This window comes from Streptomyces sp. TLI_146 (genome assembly GCF_002846415.1).
Taxonomy (GTDB): Bacteria; Actinomycetota; Actinomycetes; order Streptomycetales; family Streptomycetaceae; genus Streptomyces.
The window spans coordinates 8,434,219-8,455,040 of record NZ_PJMX01000001.1; the positions used below are offsets into that span (position 1 = coordinate 8,434,219).

The 20,822-nt window shown below is 67.5% G+C and carries 15 protein-coding genes and 2 pseudogenes; 7 read left to right on the forward strand and 10 right to left on the reverse strand.

Going from position 1 to position 20,822, the window contains the following annotated elements; all coding sequences use genetic code 11:
• Positions 1-65: 65 nt before the first annotated feature.
• From BX283_RS37525 to BX283_RS37540, 4 genes are all read right to left on the reverse strand, one after another.
• Positions 66-269, reverse strand: coding sequence for a hypothetical protein (locus BX283_RS37525; protein ID WP_101391833.1), 204 nt, complete (start codon positions 267-269; stop codon positions 66-68).
• A gap of 329 nt (positions 270-598) precedes the next feature.
• Entirely contained in the window at positions 599-1,456 is an 858-nt protein-coding gene (locus BX283_RS37530) for a PhzF family phenazine biosynthesis protein (RefSeq protein ID WP_101391834.1), read from the reverse strand.
• A complete protein-coding gene (locus BX283_RS37535) occupies positions 1,456-2,022 on the reverse strand; it encodes a carboxymuconolactone decarboxylase family protein (protein WP_101391835.1) in 567 nt (188 codons plus the stop codon). The genes BX283_RS37530 and BX283_RS37535 overlap by 1 nt, the downstream gene beginning before the upstream one ends.
• 70 nt (positions 2,023-2,092) lie before the next feature.
• A complete protein-coding gene (locus tag BX283_RS37540; protein WP_218976551.1) occupies positions 2,093-2,389 on the reverse strand; it encodes a helix-turn-helix domain-containing protein in 297 nt (98 codons plus the stop codon).
• 671 nt (positions 2,390-3,060) lie between these two features.
• On the opposite strand from BX283_RS37540, the gene BX283_RS37545 reads away from it, so the two are divergent.
• From BX283_RS37545 to BX283_RS40190, 3 genes are all read left to right on the forward strand, one after another.
• Positions 3,061-3,372: an EthD family reductase gene (locus tag BX283_RS37545; protein ID WP_101391836.1), complete on the forward strand. Its 312-nt coding sequence runs from the start codon at positions 3,061-3,063 to the stop codon at positions 3,370-3,372.
• Positions 3,373-3,756: 384 nt separating this feature from the next.
• Positions 3,757-4,098 carry a hypothetical protein gene (locus BX283_RS37550; protein WP_101391837.1) on the forward strand — a complete coding sequence of 114 codons (342 nt, stop codon included), beginning with the start codon at positions 3,757-3,759 and terminating at the stop codon, positions 4,096-4,098.
• 1,015 nt (positions 4,099-5,113) lie between these two features.
• Complete coding sequence (locus BX283_RS40190; protein ID WP_180356962.1) at positions 5,114-5,689, forward strand: hypothetical protein; 576 nt, start codon at positions 5,114-5,116, stop codon at positions 5,687-5,689.
• A 98-nt stretch (positions 5,690-5,787) separates the two neighbouring features.
• On the opposite strand, the gene BX283_RS37565 is transcribed toward BX283_RS40190, so the two are convergent.
• From BX283_RS37565 to BX283_RS37575, 3 genes and pseudogenes are all read right to left on the reverse strand, one after another.
• Positions 5,788-7,935, reverse strand: coding sequence for an NACHT domain-containing NTPase (locus tag BX283_RS37565; RefSeq protein WP_180357384.1), 2,148 nt, complete (start codon positions 7,933-7,935; stop codon positions 5,788-5,790).
• Positions 7,936-8,383: 448 nt separating this feature from the next.
• Complete coding sequence (locus BX283_RS37570; protein WP_101391841.1) at positions 8,384-9,502, reverse strand: NAD(P)/FAD-dependent oxidoreductase; 1,119 nt, start codon at positions 9,500-9,502, stop codon at positions 8,384-8,386.
• Between the two features lie 166 nt (positions 9,503-9,668).
• Positions 9,669-9,752: pseudogene (locus BX283_RS37575) on the reverse strand (IS5/IS1182 family transposase); the annotation flags it as partial.
• 73 nt (positions 9,753-9,825) lie between these two features.
• Here BX283_RS37575 and BX283_RS41915 point away from each other — a divergent pair.
• Positions 9,826-10,056: pseudogene (locus tag BX283_RS41915) on the forward strand (hypothetical protein); the annotation flags it as partial.
• 132 nt (positions 10,057-10,188) lie between these two features.
• On the opposite strand, the gene BX283_RS37585 reads toward BX283_RS41915, so the two are convergent.
• Positions 10,189-15,408 carry a glycosyl hydrolase family 18 protein gene (locus BX283_RS37585; RefSeq protein ID WP_180357385.1) on the reverse strand — a complete coding sequence of 1,740 codons (5,220 nt, stop codon included), beginning with the start codon at positions 15,406-15,408 and terminating at the stop codon, positions 10,189-10,191.
• A gap of 982 nt (positions 15,409-16,390) precedes the next feature.
• Between BX283_RS37585 and BX283_RS37590 the strand changes: the two genes are divergently transcribed.
• Positions 16,391-17,188, forward strand: coding sequence for an SDR family oxidoreductase (locus BX283_RS37590; protein ID WP_101391843.1), 798 nt, complete (start codon positions 16,391-16,393; stop codon positions 17,186-17,188).
• Positions 17,189-17,459: 271 nt separating this feature from the next.
• Entirely contained in the window at positions 17,460-17,927 is a 468-nt protein-coding gene (locus BX283_RS37595; protein ID WP_143676578.1) for a hypothetical protein, read from the forward strand.
• A gap of 293 nt (positions 17,928-18,220) precedes the next feature.
• Here BX283_RS37595 and BX283_RS37600 read toward each other — a convergent pair whose 3' ends face one another.
• Complete coding sequence (locus BX283_RS37600; protein ID WP_180357387.1) at positions 18,221-18,985, reverse strand: GDSL-type esterase/lipase family protein; 765 nt, start codon at positions 18,983-18,985, stop codon at positions 18,221-18,223.
• A 26-nt stretch (positions 18,986-19,011) separates the two neighbouring features.
• Positions 19,012-19,710: an acyltransferase gene (locus tag BX283_RS37605; RefSeq protein WP_101391846.1), complete on the reverse strand. Its 699-nt coding sequence runs from the start codon at positions 19,708-19,710 to the stop codon at positions 19,012-19,014.
• Between the two features lie 345 nt (positions 19,711-20,055).
• On the opposite strand from BX283_RS37605, the gene BX283_RS37610 reads away from it, so the two are divergent.
• Positions 20,056-20,817: an alpha/beta fold hydrolase gene (locus BX283_RS37610; RefSeq protein ID WP_180357388.1), complete on the forward strand. Its 762-nt coding sequence runs from the start codon at positions 20,056-20,058 to the stop codon at positions 20,815-20,817.
• The last annotated feature ends 5 nt before the right edge of the window (positions 20,818-20,822 follow it).

A 20,822-nucleotide genomic window follows, 5' to 3' on the forward strand; every position in this document is an offset into this window, starting at 1 on the left:
GCCTTCACACGCCCCACGCTGGGGTTCCCTCGTGTTTGCGCCGGGCCGCACAGCCTTACTCATCGTCAAGCGACGGGTGACGCCTCCGCGAGCAGACGCTTCACCTCTTTGGGAGGGGCGTCAGTGGCCGTGGCGATGTCGCCGCGATCGACCCTGTCCTGCGTCAGGGAGGCGACTGCGTGGGCCAAGGCCTGCGCGTAGGCGTCCCTGGCGGCTCGCAGCTTCTCCGGTTCTGGCGTCACCGGCGTGACGGTGACTTCACTGGTCACGCCGATGAGCGCAGGCCCCTAGCGGACGCCTTCCCGGACTGCCGCCAGGGTCCGCCCGTGCCCGTACACCCTGTGCTCGGGAAAGTGGCCACTCACGTCCGGCCAAGCCGTTTGGCTTGGCATTCGCTCGCCTCAAAGTAGTGGTTCCAAGTCTTCAAGGAAGAAGGCGGGTGTGGAGACCGCCCCCAGTACCCCTTCCCGTACCAAAAGAACGAGTGGATCAAGGACGTCCTCGCGCCGGGGTCATCGCCCGCAGCGGTGCACCGGTCAGGTCCCCGCCGAACGCGAGGGGGAGGAGGAAGACGGCCGAGCGCTGCTCGCTTGGTGGTTCAGCCGGAAGCGAAGGGCTGGCCGAGGTCGACTACTCCGCCGATTCTGGCGGCGATGCCGGATCCGGTGTGTCTCGCGATGGCGGAAATCGATGACGGTCTCCCGAGTGTGTCACCCAGGTGGACTTCGATGTCGCCGTGGCCGGATGTGTCGAGTAGGTGGGCGGCGAGGCAGCCGACACTGTTGGCGTTCGCGATGTCCTCGGTGACGCCGATTGCGGGGGCGAACATGCGGGCTGCGGCCGTTCCTGCGGTTGGCGAGAGGGTGTAGGCGAAGCAGCCGAGATACCCGAGTCGGCGACACTCGGTTGCCAGCCGGTCGAAGTCGGGCTGCAGGGACAGCAGTGTCGGGTGATCCCGGACGGGGACGAGAAGGCGTGGCGTGCCGGGCGAAGCGACCCGTACGCCGGCGGCGATGTCCGCCCGTTGCAGGCCGAGGGCCGCAATGACGCCACCGCCGGTGACGTCGGCGTGGTCCGCCAAGGCGATGATGCCTTGGTCAAACCAGACTTCGACGCCGTCGCGACGGCGGATGGCGGTCGTGGCGAAGGTGCGGCCTGCGGTGCGCTGGCGCCCGTGGAGCTCGGTGGCGCCGCTGCGGTGCAGCAGAACGGCTTGCGCGGCGATGGTGCCATGGCCGCAGTTCGTGAGTTCTCTGGCGCTGGTGAAGAAGCGCACCGTGGGGGTGACCGCTGTGCTGGTGTCGATGAACGCGGTGTGGGAGGTGCCGGTCCTGCGGGCGGTGGCGTGCCGGTGGGCGTCGGTGAGCGTGGCGTCGTCGATCGCGACCGCGGTGGGGCTGCCGCCTTGCCCGTTGCGGGTGCAGGCGTTCACCACCACCATCGGTGGGTCGGCCATCAGGCGGCCGTGATGTCGGCGAAGCGGGGAGCGCCGGGCTCGAGGTCGACGCGAGCGGTGCGCGCGGCGAAGCAGATCGCGTGGTACCAGCCGCACAGCAGCAGCACGTCGAGCAGTTCCCGCTCGTCGAGCAACTCCTGTGCGGATCGCCATAGTTCGTCGTCGGCATCGCACGAGTCGCGCAGGGCGTCCACCAACCGGATGAGCATGGCTTCGCGGCCGGTCGTCCAGCAGGGATCGTCAGGGGAGCCGCAGGTGAGTGAGGTGACCTCGGCCGGGGAGAGTTCGGCGCGCTCGGCGAAGACCATCACGTGGACGCCCCACTCGTATTCGCAGCCGCAGCGCGCGCAGGTGCGCAGGATGACGACCTCCCGCTCACGGAGTGTCAGGCTCAGGTCGCGACCGAGTTCGTACCTGCCCCAGTTGCTCATCGCGACGGTCATCGGCAAGTTCTTGGCGAACGTCCGGAACAGGCCGATCGGAGGCTTTCCGGCGGGCATCATCGTGGCGAGTTGTGCCGCCACGTCCGGCGTGAACGGCGGTTCGAGCGCTGGGATGCGAGCCATGACCCCTCCAGGTGATTCGGATTCAGAAGCACGGTAGCGATTCGGTTTCCGAAGCGCCAGAGGTGGTGCTTCACGGGGTCGGTTTTTCGCCGTCCTCGTCCAGGGCGGAGGCCCACGTGTCGGACCAACGGGCGAGCGGGCGCAATGCCTGGCCGGCGCTGCGGCCCAGATCGGTGAGCGTGTAGGTCGTGTCCGGCTGCTGGGTGACGAGGTGGGCGTCAAGAAGCTCGGTCAGCCGTTGCCGCAGGACGCTGGAGGACATGTTGTCGCAGCGCTGCTGCAACGCGCGGAACCCGACCGGCCCGTGTTGCAGCTCCCACACGATGCGCAGGTTCCAGCGGCGGCCGAACAGGTCGAGGGCGGCCATGAGGGGTCGCCCGGTACTCGATCCGCGTACCGGCCGGCCCGGCCTGGGCATCGTCATCGCCTGCTCCACCCCTCTTGATGCTTCGATCTCCGGTACAGTACCGTCCCGCCCATTGATTCTATTTCCGAAGCGACAGGGGTGGCATCGTGAGGCGTTTACGCAGTGCGCTGTACGCCAAAAGGGGCATCGATCTGTGGATCGGGCGGACCCCAGCCGTCCACGCGGTCGGCCCACTGCAGAGCCCGGCGGCGTGATGGCCCTCCCGCCCTTGCCGGAAGAGAGCCGCCACGGTGAATCGTGTGGTCTGCGATACGGCGGCCTGACCCCGATGGCAGCCCTCGGGCTGATCCGCGGCCATACCGCGCGGTCGCGGCGCCGGCTGCTGCACCTGCCTATCGACGTCCTGCGTCGGCGGCCGACGCCCGGAGTCTGGTCGGCGCTGGAGTACTCCTGCAATGTCCGCGACGTCTACGACGTCTACGGCACCCGAGTCCGCCGCACACTGACCGATCCCGCTCGCGAGGGCGGCGAACCGCTCACCGTTGCGTTCGAGACCCAGCGGTACGCCCCTCATCACCGACTGGCTGGACAGGACGCACCGATGACGGCCGCGCCGCGCCAGAGGCGTCTTCGGAGTGTCTTGCCCGCCCACTGTTCAACGGAGGTCTGTCATGCACAAGCTGGTGGTCCTGTACCCCGAACCCGTCGATCGCGATCACTTCCGCGAGTACTACGTGACCAACCACCTCCCGCTGGTCACGCGTCTGCCCGGCCTGCTCGCGTGGCGCTACAGCTTCGACGTGGCAGCGACGCAGGGACAGACGCCGTACTTCGCGGTCTTCGAAGCCGAGTTCGCTGACGCTGCGGCAATGACCGCGGCGAGAGCGTCGCCGCAGGGCCGCCAGGTGGCCGCCGATGTCGCCAACTACGCCACCGGCGGTGCGGTCGTCATCCACTATCCGGTGCAACAGGGCACCGGCTGAGCCTGCTGGGGAGGGTTCCCGGGCGGATCGCGTGACCGCCGAAGTGGGCCCGGGCCTGGTCGGCGGCGCGCTCGATACGGCGCGCCGCTTGCCGCCCGCCCGGTCCAGGAGCAGCTGTTGGACGGCGGCTTGGGCAGCCCGTCGCCCGGGTGTCCGCGAGGACCTGCGTCACCGCGAGGAAGTACGCCTCATCTCCCAGGCGTTCGATCGCCCACCCGCTCGCGGAGCCGGCCAGCAGCAGACGCAGTGCGACAGTGGGCCTTGAAGTCCGCTGGTCGGCCCTGAGCGTGATGGTTGGCCCGCGAGGTAGCGTCTGGATCATGGATACGAGGGCGGGTTGCTGCACAAGGCTGCGGGTCGCCATGCTGGGGGAGGGGCAGGACTGTGAGCTGGTACGTCTTGGTGGAAAAGGTCCAGTACGGGGAGACGAGTCTGTCGAGCAAGATCCCTGTCGAAGGTGGAAGGGAAGCGGCCATCACCCGTGCTGAGGAGGTCGCCCGCTCCAGCACCCCCGCCATGCACCTGACCGGCACCCCGGTCGGTCGAATGGTGTTCCAGACGTCACCGACAAGCTGGTTCGTCGAGCTGACCAAGTCGTACTGGTCCAAGGGCGACAAGGGACCGACGACGGCTGTCGAGCACTTGACTATCCGGGCGGCCGAGCTTGTCCATTTCCAGGAGCTGATCCCTGCTCAGCCTCCCCAGAAGAGGCGCTTCGGCAAGTGAGCGCACGCCGCCGTCCCGCTGACCGCCCGTCAGCGCATGTCGCCTCCAGACCCGTTCACGTCGCTGATACGGACCCCCTCATCAATAGTGAGCGCTGTAGTTGTCCTTCAGGGTCAACTACAGCGCTCGGTGTGCGACACGAAGTCGCTCCATGTAAGTAAGGACAGCCGCGTGAAGGAGGTATCGATCGGCTGAGCTTCGGGCCAGTGTCCAGGGCCCGTCCCCGCGCTCGCATGCGTCGCTGGTAACGGCGGGTGTGAAGCCGAGCGTTCAAGCCCAAGCGCGCTCCGGCCATTCAGCGAGGAGATCAAGGTCGGCTACTACGCGGACGCGGCCATCGAGCTCACCGACCCGCACGGTGGCCTCTTCCATGGGCTGGTGGACGCCCTGAGCGGATTTGCGGAGCAGCTCGACCTCCGCCCTGCCAAGCCCGGCATCCACCAGTAGGCCCCGCAGGCGCCCCGGCCCAGAATGCGCTGGCCTGAGCGATGCCGGAGATCGAGAGGGCCGCGCCCGCGAGCGAGATAGTTACCAGAGTGCGTGCGAGGAGTATGCGTCTTCGGAGGAGGTCGAAGCTGGCCCGGTCGTAGTGCTGGCGCTTGAGGAGCTTGACTCTCGCAACATTGCCTTCGATGGCGCCGGAGTTCAGCGGGAGCGTGAGCCCGGCGGTGACGGCGGCGAGGTCCTTGCGGAGCCCGTTGGCGAAGGTGCGGATTCCCTTGACCTGGGACTCGACTGCCTGGGTGAGCCAGTCGTCGGCGCGGTGTCCGTCGCGGCAGCAGAGGACGGTGGCCAAGCCTTTGGCGAGGTGGCAGGCTTCGGCGATCTCCGTGCAGTGGCCGCAGACGTCCTTGAGGTCCCGGCGGGTTTGGTCGCTCTGGTTCTCGGGCTGGCCGAACTGGTCTGTGCCCCTGCGTGTGTGGGTCTTCGATCGGGGGCGCTGGTCGGGGTACTCAGGGTGGGTTGAGTAGGTGTGCGGTGTTGCTGTGGTGGCCTGGGGGGTTTGATCGTCCGTATGCCGACCGACATGTTTTCTTTGCCACGCCGTGCCCGCCGGGCAATCATCGTGGGGTTCCCGCTGCTGCTGGCGGTGTCCCTCACCAGCGCTTGCACGTCGATGGGGGGCCGGGTGCACTCGGCGGCGGACTACCGTGCGCACGACGTACGTACCAAGCAGGCCGGTATGGACACGGTCGTGCGGCTGCGGCCCGCCGCGCAGCTGGCGGGTACCGGGCCCGGTGCCACGCCGGAGGACGCGGCACACGAGGAACACAGCAGCTCCTGCGTCGATGACTTCGGTTTCGACAAGGACAACGTCACGCGCGGCGAGCCGAGCTACAGCTGGACGCTGCGGTACGCGACCCGCGCCGACTACCTCACGGCCCTGGCCCATCTCCGCGCAGGCTGGAAGGCCGAGGGCCTGACGGTAACGGACCTGCCGGCCGGGGACGGCCGGCCCGGCCGCCCGGGCCTGCCGGGGATCCAGACGACCGATCACGGCATCGAGCTCTCCCTCCAGCAGGCCTGGTACACGGATGACCCCACGGTCTACGCGAGCGGGGAGTGCATGCGCTACCACGCGGAGCAGTGAGCCGTAGTCCGAGCTACTCGGGCGGGTCGTGGGCGGCCAGCTATGAGTTCGCCTGACGCCAGGCGCGCTATGCCCTTTCGGTAGTGACCCCGGTGTGATCAGGCTGCGTTGTCGCCGCGGATCTCGGGTGGGGCGGTGGCGGTGGCCGGGTCGAGTCGGGCGAAGTAGTCGCGGAAGAGGGCGTGGGGGAAGCGGTAGCCCTCGTGATCGCGGATCAGCAGGTGGTGGTCTGTGGCCTGGCGGAGAAAGCGGCGCAGCCGCAGGGGGGTACGGCCCCGGGCCACATGTCGGCCGAAGGTGATGAACCCCGTCACCGCGTAGCCGAGGTAGGCGGTTGCCGGTTTCAAGGGAAACCGTAGGGCCAGGAGCGGGAGGGCAAGGATCGCACCGGCGATCAGGGTGGGGATTGCCATGGCGAGTCCTGCTTCCCAGTAGCCGCGGAACGGCCCCACAACGGGTACGTGGTCGGTCAGCGCGATGACGAATGGTGCGACCGAAATGAGGGGACAGACGAGGAAATTCCGCCCGGATCCGGTGTCCCCATCCCTGTTTCCCCAGAAAAAGCAGGCGTATGTGACCATGACGGCGATCACTCCGGGGGCGAATACCGTCATGAAGTCTCTGAACTGGTCGTCCGTAATCCACTTATGGAGATCCACGACCTGGCCGCCGACACCGGTCGTGGGATCGCCCCCCTGTTCGTACTTCATCATCCAGCCCACGGATATCGAACGGAAGCCATTGCGGAACCATGGGATGGCTGCCTGCTCGGCACGGACGATGAGCAGACCCAATGCAACACCGATACCGGAGAAGACGATCGGGCTGTCTTCTACCCTTGCTGATCGGTACAGGAGAAAGCTCAGCGGGACTACGCCGAGGCAGAGTGTGGTGACCAGCCCGTAGGAGCGGGTGAGGGGGAGAGACAGGGCCGCTGCAGCAACAGTGTTCACCGCCGCCACACCAGTGGACGCCCAGGCATCGTCGGCGTTGCGAGACCTCAGGAACAAGCGGCTGAGCCTGAGATCCCATCGGCTGAGCCGGGCCAGTTGTGCCAGCCAGCGGACCGTCTGGTCGGGCGAGAACCGGTCGGCAGGGCGGCGCCGGTGCACGACTGCCGCTACGAAGTTATCGAGGAGCTGCTGCCTGCCTGCCTCGACGGAGCTGGCAGCCCCTCTCACGGCAGCCCCTCGGCGGGTCAAGGTGATGATCAGCAGCCAGATTGGGGCGTTGAGTAGTTCCCAGAGTCTTGGATCACCACGGAGGGCGGCAGAAATCGGTTCCGCTGTGGCCCCCGCACCAGCCAGGTAGGACTCGACCTTCTCGCGGGTCAGGGGCTGGATCTCCGCCACTGTCACGATGTGGCGCAGTGGCCGCTGGAGGCGGACGAATTCGTTCGTGCGGCTGACGATGGTGATCGGGACGGTCTCGCGTCTGTCGCACAGAGCGTTGAGCCAGCTGACACACGCCGCGCGGTGATGATCGGGTACCTCGTCGAGACCATCGAAGAGAAGGGCCAGGCTGTCGTTCTCCAGCCATTGACGGGCCACTCCTTGCCGGATCCTGTAGTGCACGCGGAGCCAAGTGACCAGCCACTTCAGCGGATCCCGCTCTGCGGGGACCACTGTCTCCCCACGATGACGGCCGACGAGATGCCGTCTTCCTTGCCGCAGACGCGGTGGGCGCCAGTCGGTGAGGTCCACCACGATCGGAATCGGTTTCGCCTCAGCCGACGGGCTTTCGTCGCGATGCGTAGGCGCCGCGAGTGAGGCGTGGGCGGTGGACGAGAGAGCGGACGCCAATTCCAGCAGCATGGTGCTTTTGCCGGCCCCTGGGGCGCCCAACAGGAGAAGAGAATGCTGGGACTCTCGCCACGCTTCGATGACGCCGCCAGGAAGCGGAGTTCCGCCCCGGCCTTCTCGCCTCAGAAGCACCTGCGGGCGCAGAGCCGGATCATCGGCAAGATGAACCAGATCAAGTTCGATCCGCACCAGCTCTCGCAGCGATGTGCGCAGGCGTTGCGCGATCACAGCGTCCACCTGGTTCAAAACCGTCACATAGTGGAGTCGCGCTGATCGCTCAGTCCCTGTTCCTTCTTCGGAAGCGACGGAGAGGTACGCCAGAAAAATGCTGAGGATGCCGAACAATCCAGTAAGAGGCCAGGCCAGAAACAGGTAGGGTTCTGCGGCCCTGGGAAGATTGCTCGTCGCAATACTCCCGACGAGGCCGAACAGGACCGCTACCACGGCTGTACATCCAGCGAGGACGCGCCCGCCAGCCCTCACGGCCGCTCCCATCCCCGAAGCCAGTTCACCAGGACGAGTTTTCCACGAACCCGACGGAAGACAGGGGGAGATGGCGTAATGGCTCCCAGTGGCCAGCCGCGGGCAAACGCCGTCTGTACTTCGCTGACGTCAACAAGGACGCCAAAGCCGACCTCGTCGTGCAGGGTCCGGACGGAAAGATCGGTACCCGGACGAACACAGGCACATACTTCGCCGTCGCTCCCGGCGACGACCAGATCTGATCGTGCATCCCCCCGGTTCCCCCCGGTTCCCCGCCGGTTGGTCGGGGATCGGGGACCAGATGGCGTCGGTTGAGGTGCTGCCGCCGGTGTCGCTGAGGGCGATTCAGTCGACATCCGGCGGCACATGGCCTGAGTGGCACCTTCGTGTGACCGGGCCGGGCCGCTCCCTACTGCTGGTTCCTTAGGTGCTCGGCGATCAGGTCGTAGGCCGGGTCGTCGGGGTCGGTGGCCTCGGCTTCCTCGGGGTTCTGGGTTTGGGCGCTGCGGGGGAACAGGTCCTTTTCGTAGGCGCTGAGGGCGGTTTCGGGGGCGTCCGGGTGGGCGGCGAGGGACAGGGCGAGTTCGGCGGCGTCGAGCATGGCGAGGTTGGCTCCTTCGCCGTTGGGAGGTGAGAGGTGGGCGGCGTCGCCGAGGAGGGTGACGCCCGGGATGCGGGGCCACCGGTGGGCGGCCGGCAGTGCGTAGAGGGGCCGAAGAGTCGGGGGTAGGTCGGCTTCGGTGAGCAGGGCGGTCAGTTCCGGGGCCCAGTGGGCGAACTCCCGCATGATGTGTGCCGTGGCGGCGGCGTCGGAGAAGTCGATGGTGTCGAACCACTCGCGGGGTTTGTGCAGGCCCACGTAGGCATGCAGGGTGTCGCCCTTCTCGCGGTGGGCGAAGATCTCCCGGCCTGGCTCCACCGCCATCATGGACCCGGCGCCGACCGTCTTCGAGACGGCCGGGTGCCGGGTGTCGGCGTCGTAGAGGTACGTCTCGATGACCGACCTGCCGGTGTACTCGGGTACGTCGGGGGAGAGCATCGGCCGGACCTTCGACCAGGCCCCGTCCGCGCCGACCAGGAGATCGGTGGTGATGCTGCTGCCGTTGGCGAAGGTGACTTCGTGGCGTCCGGCGCCGAGGCTTCGTACAGCGTTGACCTTGTGTCCCCATCGGACGGTGCCGTCCGGGAGCGAGTCGAGCAGCAGCTGTCGCAGGTCGCCGCGTTGCACCTCGGGCCGGCTGCCTGTGCCGTCGTCGGCCTTGTCGACCAGCAGGTTGCCGTTCGGGGCCAGGATGCGCATGGCCTGTCGGCCCTCAAGGATCAGGCCGCGGAACTCGTCCATCAAGTCGGCTGCTTGCAGGGCCATTTGCCCGTTGTAATCGTGAATGTCGAGCATTCCGCCTTGGGGCCGCGCGGTCGGGGAGGGTTCTGCTTCATAGACCGTGGCGTGTATGGAGTGCAGGTGGAGGACGCGGGCGAGGGTGAGGCCGCCGAGTCCGGCGCCGATGACGGTGACATGAAGGGGCATGGGGTTCCCTTTCAAGGAAGAGGACGTGGAAGAGGAAGTGGCTGCCGGGTGAGCTCCCGGCTGCTTGCCTGCCACACCAATCTGCCGTCATCCGCCGACAGCTCACCTACAGCCCGCCGACAGCTCCATCGCGATCACCGACACCGGCCGACTGGCGGAGACGGCGGCCCTGGCGTTCGCAGATCCTGAGGATGCGGTGGGTGCGGGCCGCGGTGCGGTCAGGGCACCGGCCGGGCAGGGCTGGTGGGATCTACCGCCCCGCCGAAGCGACGCGTTGCCGTACAAGCGTACGGACAGCCGGGAGTTCCCCGTCGAGGCCCGTCGAGGTCAGCAACCAGTTCACTGGGTAGTGCCCGGGCGTCACCTCTTGGGCGGAAGCCGCCCGCGCTCTTGACGCTGTAGGGATCCGGCGGCCATCCGGTTTCACCCACGAGGTGGTGTTCCGGCGGTGTCCCGACTGCCAGGAGGGCGACATCGTCCGTGAGGACGACTTTGTCTGCGGCTTCTGCGGCAGCGATCTGCCCGCGGCGTGGAACGTGGATCCCGTCGCGTGATGGCCAAGGGCCACAGCCACTCGCTGATGACAGCGATGAGAACGGTCGCCTCGCATTGTGGCCGTGGAATGGCCGGGGAATGGCCGGGGCCCCGGCACACTGTGCCGGGGCCCTGCCCTTTTCCGTGAAGCGTTAGGGGGTGGGGGAGAGCTTCTGCCAGGCATCGCTGTTGCCGGGCTCGTCAGTCCCCTTGTTCCACCACTTGGTGCGCCAGTAGTAGCCCTTCCAGGACACCGTGGAGGCCCAGGCGCCGTTCAGGTCTCCCGCGATGATCTTCGTGCCGGGGGAGGTGCCGGAGTCCTGGGGAGCGGCGAGGTAGGCCGGATTCTCGTACCAGTTGGCGCCGTCTGCATACCCGACGAGTGCGTAGGTGCCCTTGTGCGCGGGGCCGCCGGTGACGGTCTGACCCAGTAGCGGCTTGCCCTCCGTTTCTTTGTCGGTGCTGGGCGGTGCGAGGCGCCACCACTGGTCGACCTTGCCGTCGCAGTCGCGCACGCTCAAGGTGGCGCGTGCGGTGGGTGCGCCGAGGCACTGATCGTGGCCGCTGCTGTTGGACTTGATGCGGTACCAGCCGCTGTTGCTGCCGCCGTCCTCGGCGACGGTCCACAGTTGGTTCTTGTTGCCGTCCTGCTTTTCCACCAGGTGGGCGTCGGTCCAGGAAGCGGGGTGGTCGAGGACGTTGCCGCTGTTGCGGTCCTCGATGATCCACTGGCTGCCGGTCTGCCAGAACGCGAACGAGGGATTGGGGTTGTAGGCGTGCTTGCCCCATTCGGTGGCTCGGCACTGATTGCTGGTGTCCGCGGCCGGCGGATCGACCAGGTTCACCTCGCGGCGCTGGTCGCCGGTGCTGCCGAACGTCTTGTCTCCGATTTTGAAGGTGATGTTCGACGGCCCGGTGATGGGCAGGTAGTACTTGATGTCGATGTCTTTCGACTTGCCTGCCGGGATGTCCTCGCAGTAGCCGAGTGTGACGGTCACCCGGTGGAAGTCGCCCTTCAGCCCGCCCGCGTTGGGCCCGGTGTGGCCCGCGGTGACGCTGTCCAGTTTCTTCCAGGACCCGTCCTTGACGAGCGGCGAGGTGCTGGTGGGGATGTCGAAGCTGATCTCGGTGCCTTGTGCGAGGGTCACCTTGGAGTTGTTGGTGATCCGCAGCGTGGGCTGCTGGGGCCAAAGGTCGTTGAGACTGGTGGGGAACTCGACGAGCTGGGCTTTGACGTCGAGTTGTTCCTTCGGGAGGGTGGCCGTCGATCCCTGCGCGCGCTCGGCGCCGTAGGGCTCTGCGGAGCGCAGGGCGTTGTCGAGCGCGGTGGTCAGGGTGTAGCCGGGGCGGCACTCTCCCTCGGCGGGGCAGTCGTAGTCCCCGGCGAGTTCCCAGAGCATCACGCCGCCCGTTCCCTTGTCCTTGACGTACTGGGCCTTGGCAGCCACGGCCTGCTCGTCCTCGGTCGACAGGAACGTCTTCTTGTCCTCGTTCCACAGCCAGGACGCCTTGAGGGTGTCGTCCCAGTGGCGGGTGTATCCTCCGGTCGCATTCGCCGGGTCGTCGGGGTCGAGGCCGAAGCGTTCGAGGTAGCCGGGGTTGACACCGCGTTCGAGGTTCTTGGCGTGCCACATCGGGTTGGACCCGGCGCCTACCTCGCTGCCGTCGGGGTTGGTGTCGTGCCACAGGTTGGCAACGCCCTTGGCGCCCGAACCACAGGCGATGCGGCCCCCGTTGGGACCGGTCCCGGGCGGGCAGGACTTCTGGTCGGGCAAGTCGGAGGTGCCCCACAGTCCGCTGCCGACACCGCCGCTGACATGGTCCCAACCCCGCGTGTAGTACGGGACGCCCAGGTTGATACGCCCGGCCTGCATCGCGCCCCGGAAGTAGTGGTAGGACCAGTCGGTGTTGAAGTAGCCCTCCTGGTCGTACTCCGGGTTCTTGTCCTTGTCGTACATTCCGGCCGCCGACAGCTCGTTGTCGCGTCCGTCGTCGTAGAGCGGGGCCTGCGGACCGACGAAACGGTTCCACGAGCCGTGCAGGTCGTACGACATGGCGTTGACGAAGTCGAGATACTGCAGCGCGGAGTAGTCCTCCATCCCGCGCACCAGGTAGCCGGACGCGGAGGCGGCGGTGGTGAGCTGGTAGTAGCGGCCGTCCGCGGCGCCGGCGCGGTCGAGGCGCTCGCGCAGGGTCTTCATCAGTGCGGTGTATCCGGCGGTGAGCCCCTTGCGCCGTGGGTTGGACACCGGCCAGTCCAGCGGGTTTCCGGCGTCCGGGAGCGCGGTGGGGTACTCGTAGTCGATGTCCGCGCCGTCGAAGCCGTAGCGGCGCAGGAACTCCACGGTGGAGTCGGCGAACGTGTCGATGGCCTGCTGGTTGACGCTGCCGTCCTCCTTGGTCGCCAGCGAGTAGAAGCCGCCGTCGGAGGTGCGGGTGCCGTCCGGGTTGAGGTGCCCGCCGGTCTCGGCCCAGCCGCCCACCGAGATCAGGGTCTTCACCCGGGGGTGCTGCCTTTTGTACTGGGTGAGTAGGTTGAACTGCCCCTGGTAGGGCAGGCTGGCGTCCATCTCCGCACCTGGAACACCCGGCCAGGTCATCCGCAGCGCCGGGTTGTCGGGGTCGTTGGGGTCACCGACGGAGATCTTTTTGTCCTGGATATGGGCGAAGGCGTAGTTGACGTGGCTGACCTGCCCCCAAGGGATGCTGTTCGGCAGATACAGGGGCTGCCCGTTCGTGCCGGTACGCCAGCCCGTGAAGTAGCCGACGACGCGGCGCGGGTGCCGCTGCCCCATCAGCTCGCGGCCCTTGTCGTCGTAGATCTGGCAGTAGGGAGTGTTAGCGTCCTTGGTCGCCGTCATGCCGTCGGGGCGGCATTTGGGCTGGTCGGCGGGATTGGTGGAGAAGGGCGCCGGCCGGTTGGGCTCGGGGTCGGCGGAAGGGGTGGGGCCAGTGCGCGGGGAGCGGCGAGGTGAAGCCTGTTCCCCGGAGAAGATCGAGCCCTTCAGGGACGGCCACATCTCGGTGATGGGCACCGGGCCCACCTCGATCTGGCTCTTCGCCAGTTCCTCGTCGAGATACAGGCGCAGGGCCCGGGGGCCGGAGACCAGGTCGACGACAGAGCCGTTCGGCTCCGGGGCGAAGGTAGTTTTCTGCATGGCCGTGTCGATGCCGTGCTCGAATCCCGTGCCCTGGAGGACGGGAAGCCCCTCGGAGATGGCCCGGGGTGTCATCATCCATCTGTCGCCGGTGCCGTCGATGTCCAGCTTGAAGATGGCCATCTGGTTGCGCTTGAACAGCATGATCCGGTCGTCGCCGATCTCCATGGCCGCGTCCACACCGCGGGCGAAGGGCGTGCCTTCGAAGAGCTGGAAGCCGGTGGTGATGGGCAACGGCCCCTTGGCGAGGGTGTCGTCGGTGCCGTTCATCGGGATCTCGACGCGGACGTACTGGTCGCCACGGAAGAGGATGATCTGGCGTTTGCCGTACTTCTCCGCCTCGACGGCGGCGTCGAATCCGTTCGCGAACTGCGTGCCGCGCAGGCTGGACCACCCCGAAGCGATGTCCTTCACCTCGCCCAGCGGCTTGTCGGCACCGTCCTCGAGGCGGGCGTAGCGGTGGCCGCGGAAGAGGTACTGGTTCGCTGGCTTGCTGTCGGCGGTGCGGACGGCGGCTTCGATCGCCGGGTTACCGGAGACGTCGACGTCACCGGGCTTGGTGCCGCGCTCGCCCCGGCAGGTGTACGTCCAGGGGGCGGTGCTGCCGCCCGTGGCCTGGGCGAACTTGGTCAGACAGGTGCTCAGGGCGCGCTGGCCATAGGCGTTGGGGTGGATCGCCTCGACGCTGTCGCCGGGTGCGGTCAGGCCGGTGGGGATGAAGCGCACCCACTCCGCGTCGGAGGCCGGAACGGGCTTGCTCAGGGTGTCGTCGGACGACGCCTGCCTCGTCGACTTGGAGCACAGTTCATGCCCCGCGAAGGCGTCGCGCAGGTCGAGGAAGGACACCCCCGACTCCTCGGCGGCGCCGCGCAGCATGTCGCTGATGTCGGGGATGGCACCCTCGCGGGTCCAGTTAATGTCGGGGTCGTAGAAGGGACACCCTCCCTTCTTGGACCGGTCATTGTTCTCGCTGCTGTACCGCATGTTGGCGGGCGCAGGCAGCGGGGAAGGGTAGGACTGGAGCACCAGACGGTAGCTGCCTGGCCTCTGGCCCGCCTTGGTCATGGTGGTGCGGATAGCGTCGATCGACTTGATGACGTTCGCGCGCGCCTCCCCCAGGCGGCGCCGGATCGCCTCGCCCGCGTCCTTGCTGCAGTTTGTGCTGTTCGTGATGAAGGCAATCACACAGCTCTTGACCACGGTGGAGAAGACGAGGTCGTTGCCGCCGATGGAGAGCGCGATGGTGTCGACGTCGTACTGTGCCGCGATGTCAGCGAGCTGTTGGACCTGGGGTCTCTGTTTGCCCTGCGACTCGCTGATCACATGTTTGGTCTCCGCGCCGGAACAGGCGATGTTGAACCGCCGCTCTTGGGGGATGCCGGGGATGTCGGCGCCCTTGATCTCGGCTACGTCGGAGCGGTGACAGGCGTCGTCGCCGTCCTTGTCCTTCTCGTAGACCGTCGTGCCGTCGGCGGCACGGTCGGTGCCCCAGGAACCCGTTGCCCCGGTGTTGGCGTTGCCCTGCCAGCGGCCGGCCTCACCGGAGATGTAGCTGTCGCCCATGGAGACGGTGGCTGGTCGCTTGATGCATGCCTTGCCGAGGGTGACGGAACGGCTCACAGTGTTCTCATTGCCGCACCCGTTATATCTACCGAACCACACCGCATGGTGGTCGGAGTAGAGGTCTTCGAGGCGCCAGGCCGCGTACCCGGCTGGGGGCGCGGCGCTGCTGATCGCGTAGTCCAGGTTTTTGCCGTCAGGGAGGGTAGGGAGCGGGGCCTTGTGCGTTAACTGCCCGGAATGAAGGAGGTGTGCCCCGCCCAGGTCGGCCGGCGTCCACGACTCAGCTCTTCTGTTGAAGTCGCCGAGGATGGTCCAACTGTTGTTGCCCGCGTCCTCCCTGGCCGCTGCCAGGCGGTTGGCGGTGTCGCCAAGGTCGTTCTGGTTGTTCGCGCCATGCACGCTGTAGAACCACGTGCCGTCGCCCATCCTGATGCCGAGCATGGGTTTGGGACTGTCCCCGATCGGGGCTCCTCGGTCAGTGACGGCCGCTCCGATGACGTGAACGTTGTCCCTGTTGAGGGGGACGCTCACGCCGTTTTGGTTTCGTTTGACCGCGAAGCCGACGTTCCTGGTCTGGTTCCCGTTGCGGATGTTGAGGAAGAACAGGTCGTAGTTCGTCGCGAGAGTGAACGGCTGCAGGCACTTGGTCACCCTGTATTGCGTCCGGATGTCGGTGCCCGCCACGCTACGGGGCCAGGTTTCGAGACGTTCGGAGTCTTCCTCTCGGCTGCCGCAAGGAGCCTTGCTGCCTAGTTCCTGGAGCGCCACGACGTCAGGCGAGCCGACGGTGTACAGGAGGCCAGCCTCCAGATTTCCGCTCTCCCTGTCCGTCCAATGGCCGTCCCAGCGATCCTGGTTCCACATGTTGAAGGTGGCGACCGTGTATGAGTCCATGGCGGCGGCAGCGGGCACCGACTGGGCGACCGCGAGGACCTGTAACAGTGTCGTAAGCAGGGCCAGCGTCACGGCTCCCACCAACCCCTGCCGGGCTGGGTTGGATCCTGGTCTGAAGCGATAGGGACGTCTCATCCCCGCAAGCTACGATCACTCACTCAATAGGCCATAAACAACCGCTGGCGGAGGATCAGAGTGAGGCCGCGCCGGGCGCGGGCAGGGATGTGGCGCGGCGAGGGCGAGTGCCAGGAGGAGAGCTTGTTCCTGGGTACCCTCACGAAGTACCCGTGAGCCCGGAGTCTCGCCAGGTTGGCGATCGCCACCGCGGACGGAGACACCACTGTGGCCACCGCCGCCCGCGCCTCCGCCTGGCGCTCAGCGACGCCCCCTGTCTATCGAGATCTCGCACCAAGTAGCGCCGTGAGCCGGTTGAGCAGTTCGCGGGGTCGTTTCGCCACTGTGGCGGCGCCTGCGGGTAACGCCAGCTCGCTTCCGCCTCACTGCCTCGGCAGGAGAGTCCGCTGGACCCGCTCCGGCACCGGCTCGATGAGGATCCAGCGCCCTCCGTGCAGCGCGGGTGCAGGCAACTCTCGCTGCCTGCACCCGCGCTGCACGGTCGTCGGCATCACCCCACACGGACGGTGACCTCGGCGACCGTGAGCCCCTGGGGCGGGCACTCCTATGATCCGCACCAGCACAACAGCGGGCCGCCCGCTGCTACCACTCGGGGATGGGGATCATGAGTGGCGACACCCGCGCGGAAGGTCGGCTGGACGTGGCAGAGGCGGGGCGCCCGCTTGCCTTGGTGACAGGGGCGGGACGTTCGGCGGGGATCGCGACGTCCGTGGCACTGAATCTGGCCCAGGCCGGCTGGGACGTGGCTTTCACGTATTGGACCCCTTATGACGCGCGGATGCAGTGGGGCGTGGAGCCCGGGGCGCCTGGAGAGTTGAAGAAGCGGGTGGCGTCCCTTGGGGCGAGAACACTTGCGATGGAGGCGGACCTGAGCGACCCAGCTGCGCCGACTCAGCTCTTCGAGAGCGTTGAGCGCGAACTGGGAAATGTCACCGCGCTGGTGCTCTGCCATTGTGAATCGGTCGACTCCGGCCTGTTGGACACCACTGTGGAGAGCTTCGACCTGCACTTTGCCGTCAACGCGGGTGCAACGTGGTTACTGATCCGGGAGTACGGACTGCGATTCCGCGGGCAGCACGGAAGCGGGCGAGTAGTCAGCCTCACTAGTGATCACACTGCTGGCAACCTGCCCTATGGGGCGAGCAAGGGGGCGATGGACCGGATCACGCTGGCCGCCGCCCGCGAGCTCGCCCATCTGGGGGTGACCTGTAACGCGATCAATCCCGGGCCGACCGACACCGGGTGGATGACCGAAGAGCAGAAGGCGGACATGATCCGCTTCACGCCCCTGGGACGTCTCGGTGTGCCGCAGGACTGCGCGAATCTGGTCACGTTCCTCTGTTCGGCAGAGGGCGGGTGGATCAACGCCCAGCTCCTCCAGAGCAACGGTGGTCTCGGGTAGCCAAGCCCAGGGGGCAAGACTCAAGGGCATTTCCGGCTGCTGACGTCGGCGGTGTAGGCGGCCCTCATCGCCGAAGCTGAACTTTGCCGTCCTCGTCAGCGCCTTCGTGTTCCATAACGGAGAACTATCCCGGCCCTGTGATGAGCGCCGGGGCTCGCAAACAGTTTCTGATGCCTGGAGGGGTTAACCTCGGGCAATTGCGTGGGATACAGGCCGCATGAAAATCCATGAAATCACCACGTTTTTCCATGTTGCTGGGGTAGCGATCGGTTTGGGGGCCGCTGTGGTCTCCGACTACCTCTTCGTCCGCTTCGCCAAGGACGGAGTCCTGGACCGGGGCGAGTTGAGGGCGTTGCGATTCGTGTCGCTCCTCGTCGTCGTCGGCCTGGCCTTGATCGTGCCCACCGGATTGCTGTTCGCTGTGGCGTCCCCCGCACAGTGGCATGACGGAAAGTTCTGGGCGATCATGACCGTGACCGCCTTCATCTGCGTTAACGGGGCCGTGATTCACCGCAAGGTGATCCCCGTCTTCGAAGCGCACGCCGACCGTCCACTCGCCGACGAGGACGTGGAGGGATCGGCGGCGCTCATCCTCACCACGGGAGCCGTCTCCACGGTCTCGTGGTGGACCGCGGCGCTGCTCGGCGTGTGGGTCTCGGCCGACTTCCGGTACCCCTATATGTATTTCTCTCCGTGTACGCGGTGCTGCTGCTCGGTGGCGTCATCGCCGCCAGGTTGATGGGGACACGGGTTCTGCGAGTTCTCCGCCACGCTGGCGGTCGATGACCGCCGGTCACGTCATGAGGGCGGCTGTGACGGATGAAGCGGGGGCCGCAAGCGCCGCGCGCTGGGGCGCGGGCCGCGGGCCGGGGCAGCGGTGGTCGTCGGGGTGGCCCTGCATCCAGGTGTTGATCCTCTCCCGGGTACCGATCAGCTCGCGGCGGTGAGCGACCCGGCAATCATGAGGATTGACCGAGGGGCGGAGTCTGCGCGTGCGCAGACCCTCCCCGCAGGTCCAGACCGTCCGCGGGCTCAGTCGATGCTCGCCTTGGCGGCCGGGGAGATGGGGGGTACGTCCGGGTAGGGGCGGGGGTAGCGGGCGCCGATGCCGAAGTGGTCGGCGAGGGTGTCGGCGAAGGCGGCGGCGATGCGGATCTCGCCGTTGGGGTTGGGGTGGGTTCCGTCCCAAGTGTGCTCCGCCGCGACGAACTCCGCCGCGGTCTCGGCGATGACCACCGGGGAGGACGCGGTGGTGAGGTTCTCGGCGGTGGCGCGCAGCCGGTCGTTGCAGGCGTCGACTCGGGCGCCGAAGTCCGGGTCGTCGACTGCTTTGCGGCACTGCAGCACGGTGCCGAGCACGCACGTGAGTTCCGGGTGGGCCCGGCGGGCCCCGGCCAGGAACTCCCGCAGGTTCGCCTCGAACTGCGGGGGTTCGACCCCGTACCAGAACAGGTCGTTGATGCCGAGCAGCACCAGCAGGCAGTCGGGCCGGTGCTCACGGACCTTGGCCTCGATCTCGTCCTTCTCGGTGAGATACGGGCGGCCCCACTGGGCGTCGTGGTCGGGGTCGAACTCCGCATCGGCGTAGGTGGCGTCGTCGTCGCCGACTTCGGCGGTGCGGATGTTGTCGAGCGTGTCCTTGGGACCGACGAGGTCGATACTGACACCGTGCTCGCGCAGGTGCTTCCAGAGCCGGTAGCGCCAGGTCCAGTCACCGCTGCTGCCATGGCTGATGGAGTCGCCGACGATCATGATGTTGATCATCTCGGGGGTACGGACGGGGCGGGCCAGGGACATGATCCTCCCTAGGGAACACGGAGCTGTCATCGCCGGAGCGCGGACCGGGCCTCCAGGTCCTCGGCCGACGGGCGGCTCCAGCCCGCCACGGGGTCGTGGTGCCGCAGGATCCGGGCGGGCACACCGCCGATGAGGCAGTGGTCGGGGAACTCTCCGCATACGACGGCGCCGCCGGCCACCGCGACGTTCCGCCCGAGGCTGGCACCGGGCAGCACCACGGCGCCGGCGCCGATCCAGCAGCCCGCGCCGATGACCACCGGGCGGTTTCGCGGGGGCTGACAGCCGATGGGGCGGTCGAGTTCGGTGTAGGTGTGGTTCTGGTCGGTGATGTACGCGTACGGAGCGACGAACACATGGTCGCCGATCGTCACGGACTGGTGCGCCACGATGTGGCTTCCCCGGCCGATCAGGCAGCCCTTGCCGATCCGCAGGACCGGATCCGGCCCCAGGTCGAGCCCGGGCAGCAGGCCCGCGGTGAGCGTGACCTGCTCCCCGATCAAAGTGCCGTCCCCGATCTCCATCCACGGCTCGCCGTAGAGCGAACCGACCGGGAAGCCGATGCACACGCCTGCGCCGAGGTGGCCGAAGCGCAGGCCGCCCGGTGTCTCGGGGGTGATCCGCCCGTTCCGCTCCACCCACGACCACACGCTGCGGGCCACGGCGGCTCGCAGCCGGCGGGCTTCCAGAGCGAGACGGCCGGGGCACCGAGCGGCTGTCCGGGACATGCCCTCACGCTATGCGGACCAGCAGGGCCGCGCCCCCGGACACGGCCGCCCGGGTGACGGCGCGGAGTCGGAAGTCGCGGGTGAACGGTGTGGTGTCGACGGCGGACATGCCGGAGAAGGTGTGGTCGAGACTGACGCGACCCCTGGGGCGCACCGGCATCCTCACCCTCTATACCTGCACAAACGGTCGCTGCTCCGCCTGGATCAGAACGGGCGTGATCGGGTAGCCCGGCGGGTGTGATGACGTCACGATGAGGGGGAAGGAGCCGATCCCGCATGCGGCTGCCCCTCCCCGGCAGCCAGGGCATCGGCCCAGCGTGCAGGACGCCTACGGAGAGGACGCCCATGGACGTCACGGTCAAGTGGGACCTGCTCGTCTCGGGGCCGGCCGATGCGCAGCAGACGGTACTGCTGCTCCCCGGTGGGCTGAACTCCGCCCGGTCGTACGCCGAGGTGATGGCCGAGCCCGCGCTCGCCCGGTGCCGACTGGTTGCCGCGACGCTGCCGGGACACTGCGGGACGGCACCACCGGAGGACTTCACGATCGCCACCCTGGCCCGGCACACCGCCCGTCTGGTCGAGGAGCAGGCTTGTGACGTGGTGGTGGGGTTCAGCATGGGCGCTACGGTCGCGCACGAGATGGTGGCGACAGGCGCGTTCACGGGCCCGACCGTGTTGATGGGCAGCAGCATGTCGCCTGCGGACGAACCCGCTTTCTTCCGGGCCATCTGTCGGCTGGGCGATGTTCTTGGCTCGCTTCCCGCCGCCGCCCTGCTGAAGCTCATGGGCCCGGCCTCGAAAGGCATGCGGGTGTCGCCCGAGCGCCGGGCCGAGCTGCTCGGCGACCTGCGAAGCAACGATCCGCACACGGTGCGCCGGATTCTCCGCGGCTACCTGGACTATCTCGGCGAGCATGAGCAGCCGGCCACCCGCCTGTGTGCGGCCGGAGTGCCGGTGTGGGTCGCGCACGCAGAGAAGGGCGATGGCGGGCTCACCGCGGATGAGCGGCGCACGTTGGAGGCGTGTCCGCACGCGACCGTGGTCACGATCCCCGGAACCAGCTACTCCTTCCCAACGAGGAACCGCGACGGATCGCGGAACTCGTAGTGGAT

What these genes read in the sequence shown, in the direction of transcription:
- BX283_RS37530 (WP_101391834.1), bottom strand. Translation starts at nt 1,456, where the DNA reads ATGGCCGACCCACCGATGGTGGTGGTGAACGCCTGCACCCGCAACGGG.
- BX283_RS37535 (WP_101391835.1), bottom strand. Translation starts at nt 2,022, where the DNA reads ATGGCTCGCATCCCAGCGCTCGAACCGCCGTTCACGCCGGACGTGGCG.
- BX283_RS37540 (WP_218976551.1), bottom strand. Translation starts at nt 2,389, where the DNA reads ATGGCCGCCCTCGACCTGTTCGGCCGCCGCTGGAACCTGCGCATCGTG.
- BX283_RS37545 (WP_101391836.1), top strand. Translation starts at nt 3,061, where the DNA reads ATGCACAAGCTGGTGGTCCTGTACCCCGAACCCGTCGATCGCGATCAC.
- BX283_RS40190 (WP_180356962.1), top strand. Translation starts at nt 5,114, where the DNA reads ATGCCGACCGACATGTTTTCTTTGCCACGCCGTGCCCGCCGGGCAATC.
- BX283_RS37570 (WP_101391841.1), bottom strand. Translation starts at nt 9,502, where the DNA reads ATGCCCCTTCATGTCACCGTCATCGGCGCCGGACTCGGCGGCCTCACC.
- BX283_RS37590 (WP_101391843.1), top strand. Translation starts at nt 16,391, where the DNA reads ATGAGTGGCGACACCCGCGCGGAAGGTCGGCTGGACGTGGCAGAGGCG.
- BX283_RS37600 (WP_180357387.1), bottom strand. Translation starts at nt 18,985, where the DNA reads ATGTCCCTGGCCCGCCCCGTCCGTACCCCCGAGATGATCAACATCATG.
- BX283_RS37605 (WP_101391846.1), bottom strand. Translation starts at nt 19,710, where the DNA reads ATGTCCCGGACAGCCGCTCGGTGCCCCGGCCGTCTCGCTCTGGAAGCC.
- BX283_RS37610 (WP_180357388.1), top strand. Translation starts at nt 20,056, where the DNA reads ATGGACGTCACGGTCAAGTGGGACCTGCTCGTCTCGGGGCCGGCCGAT.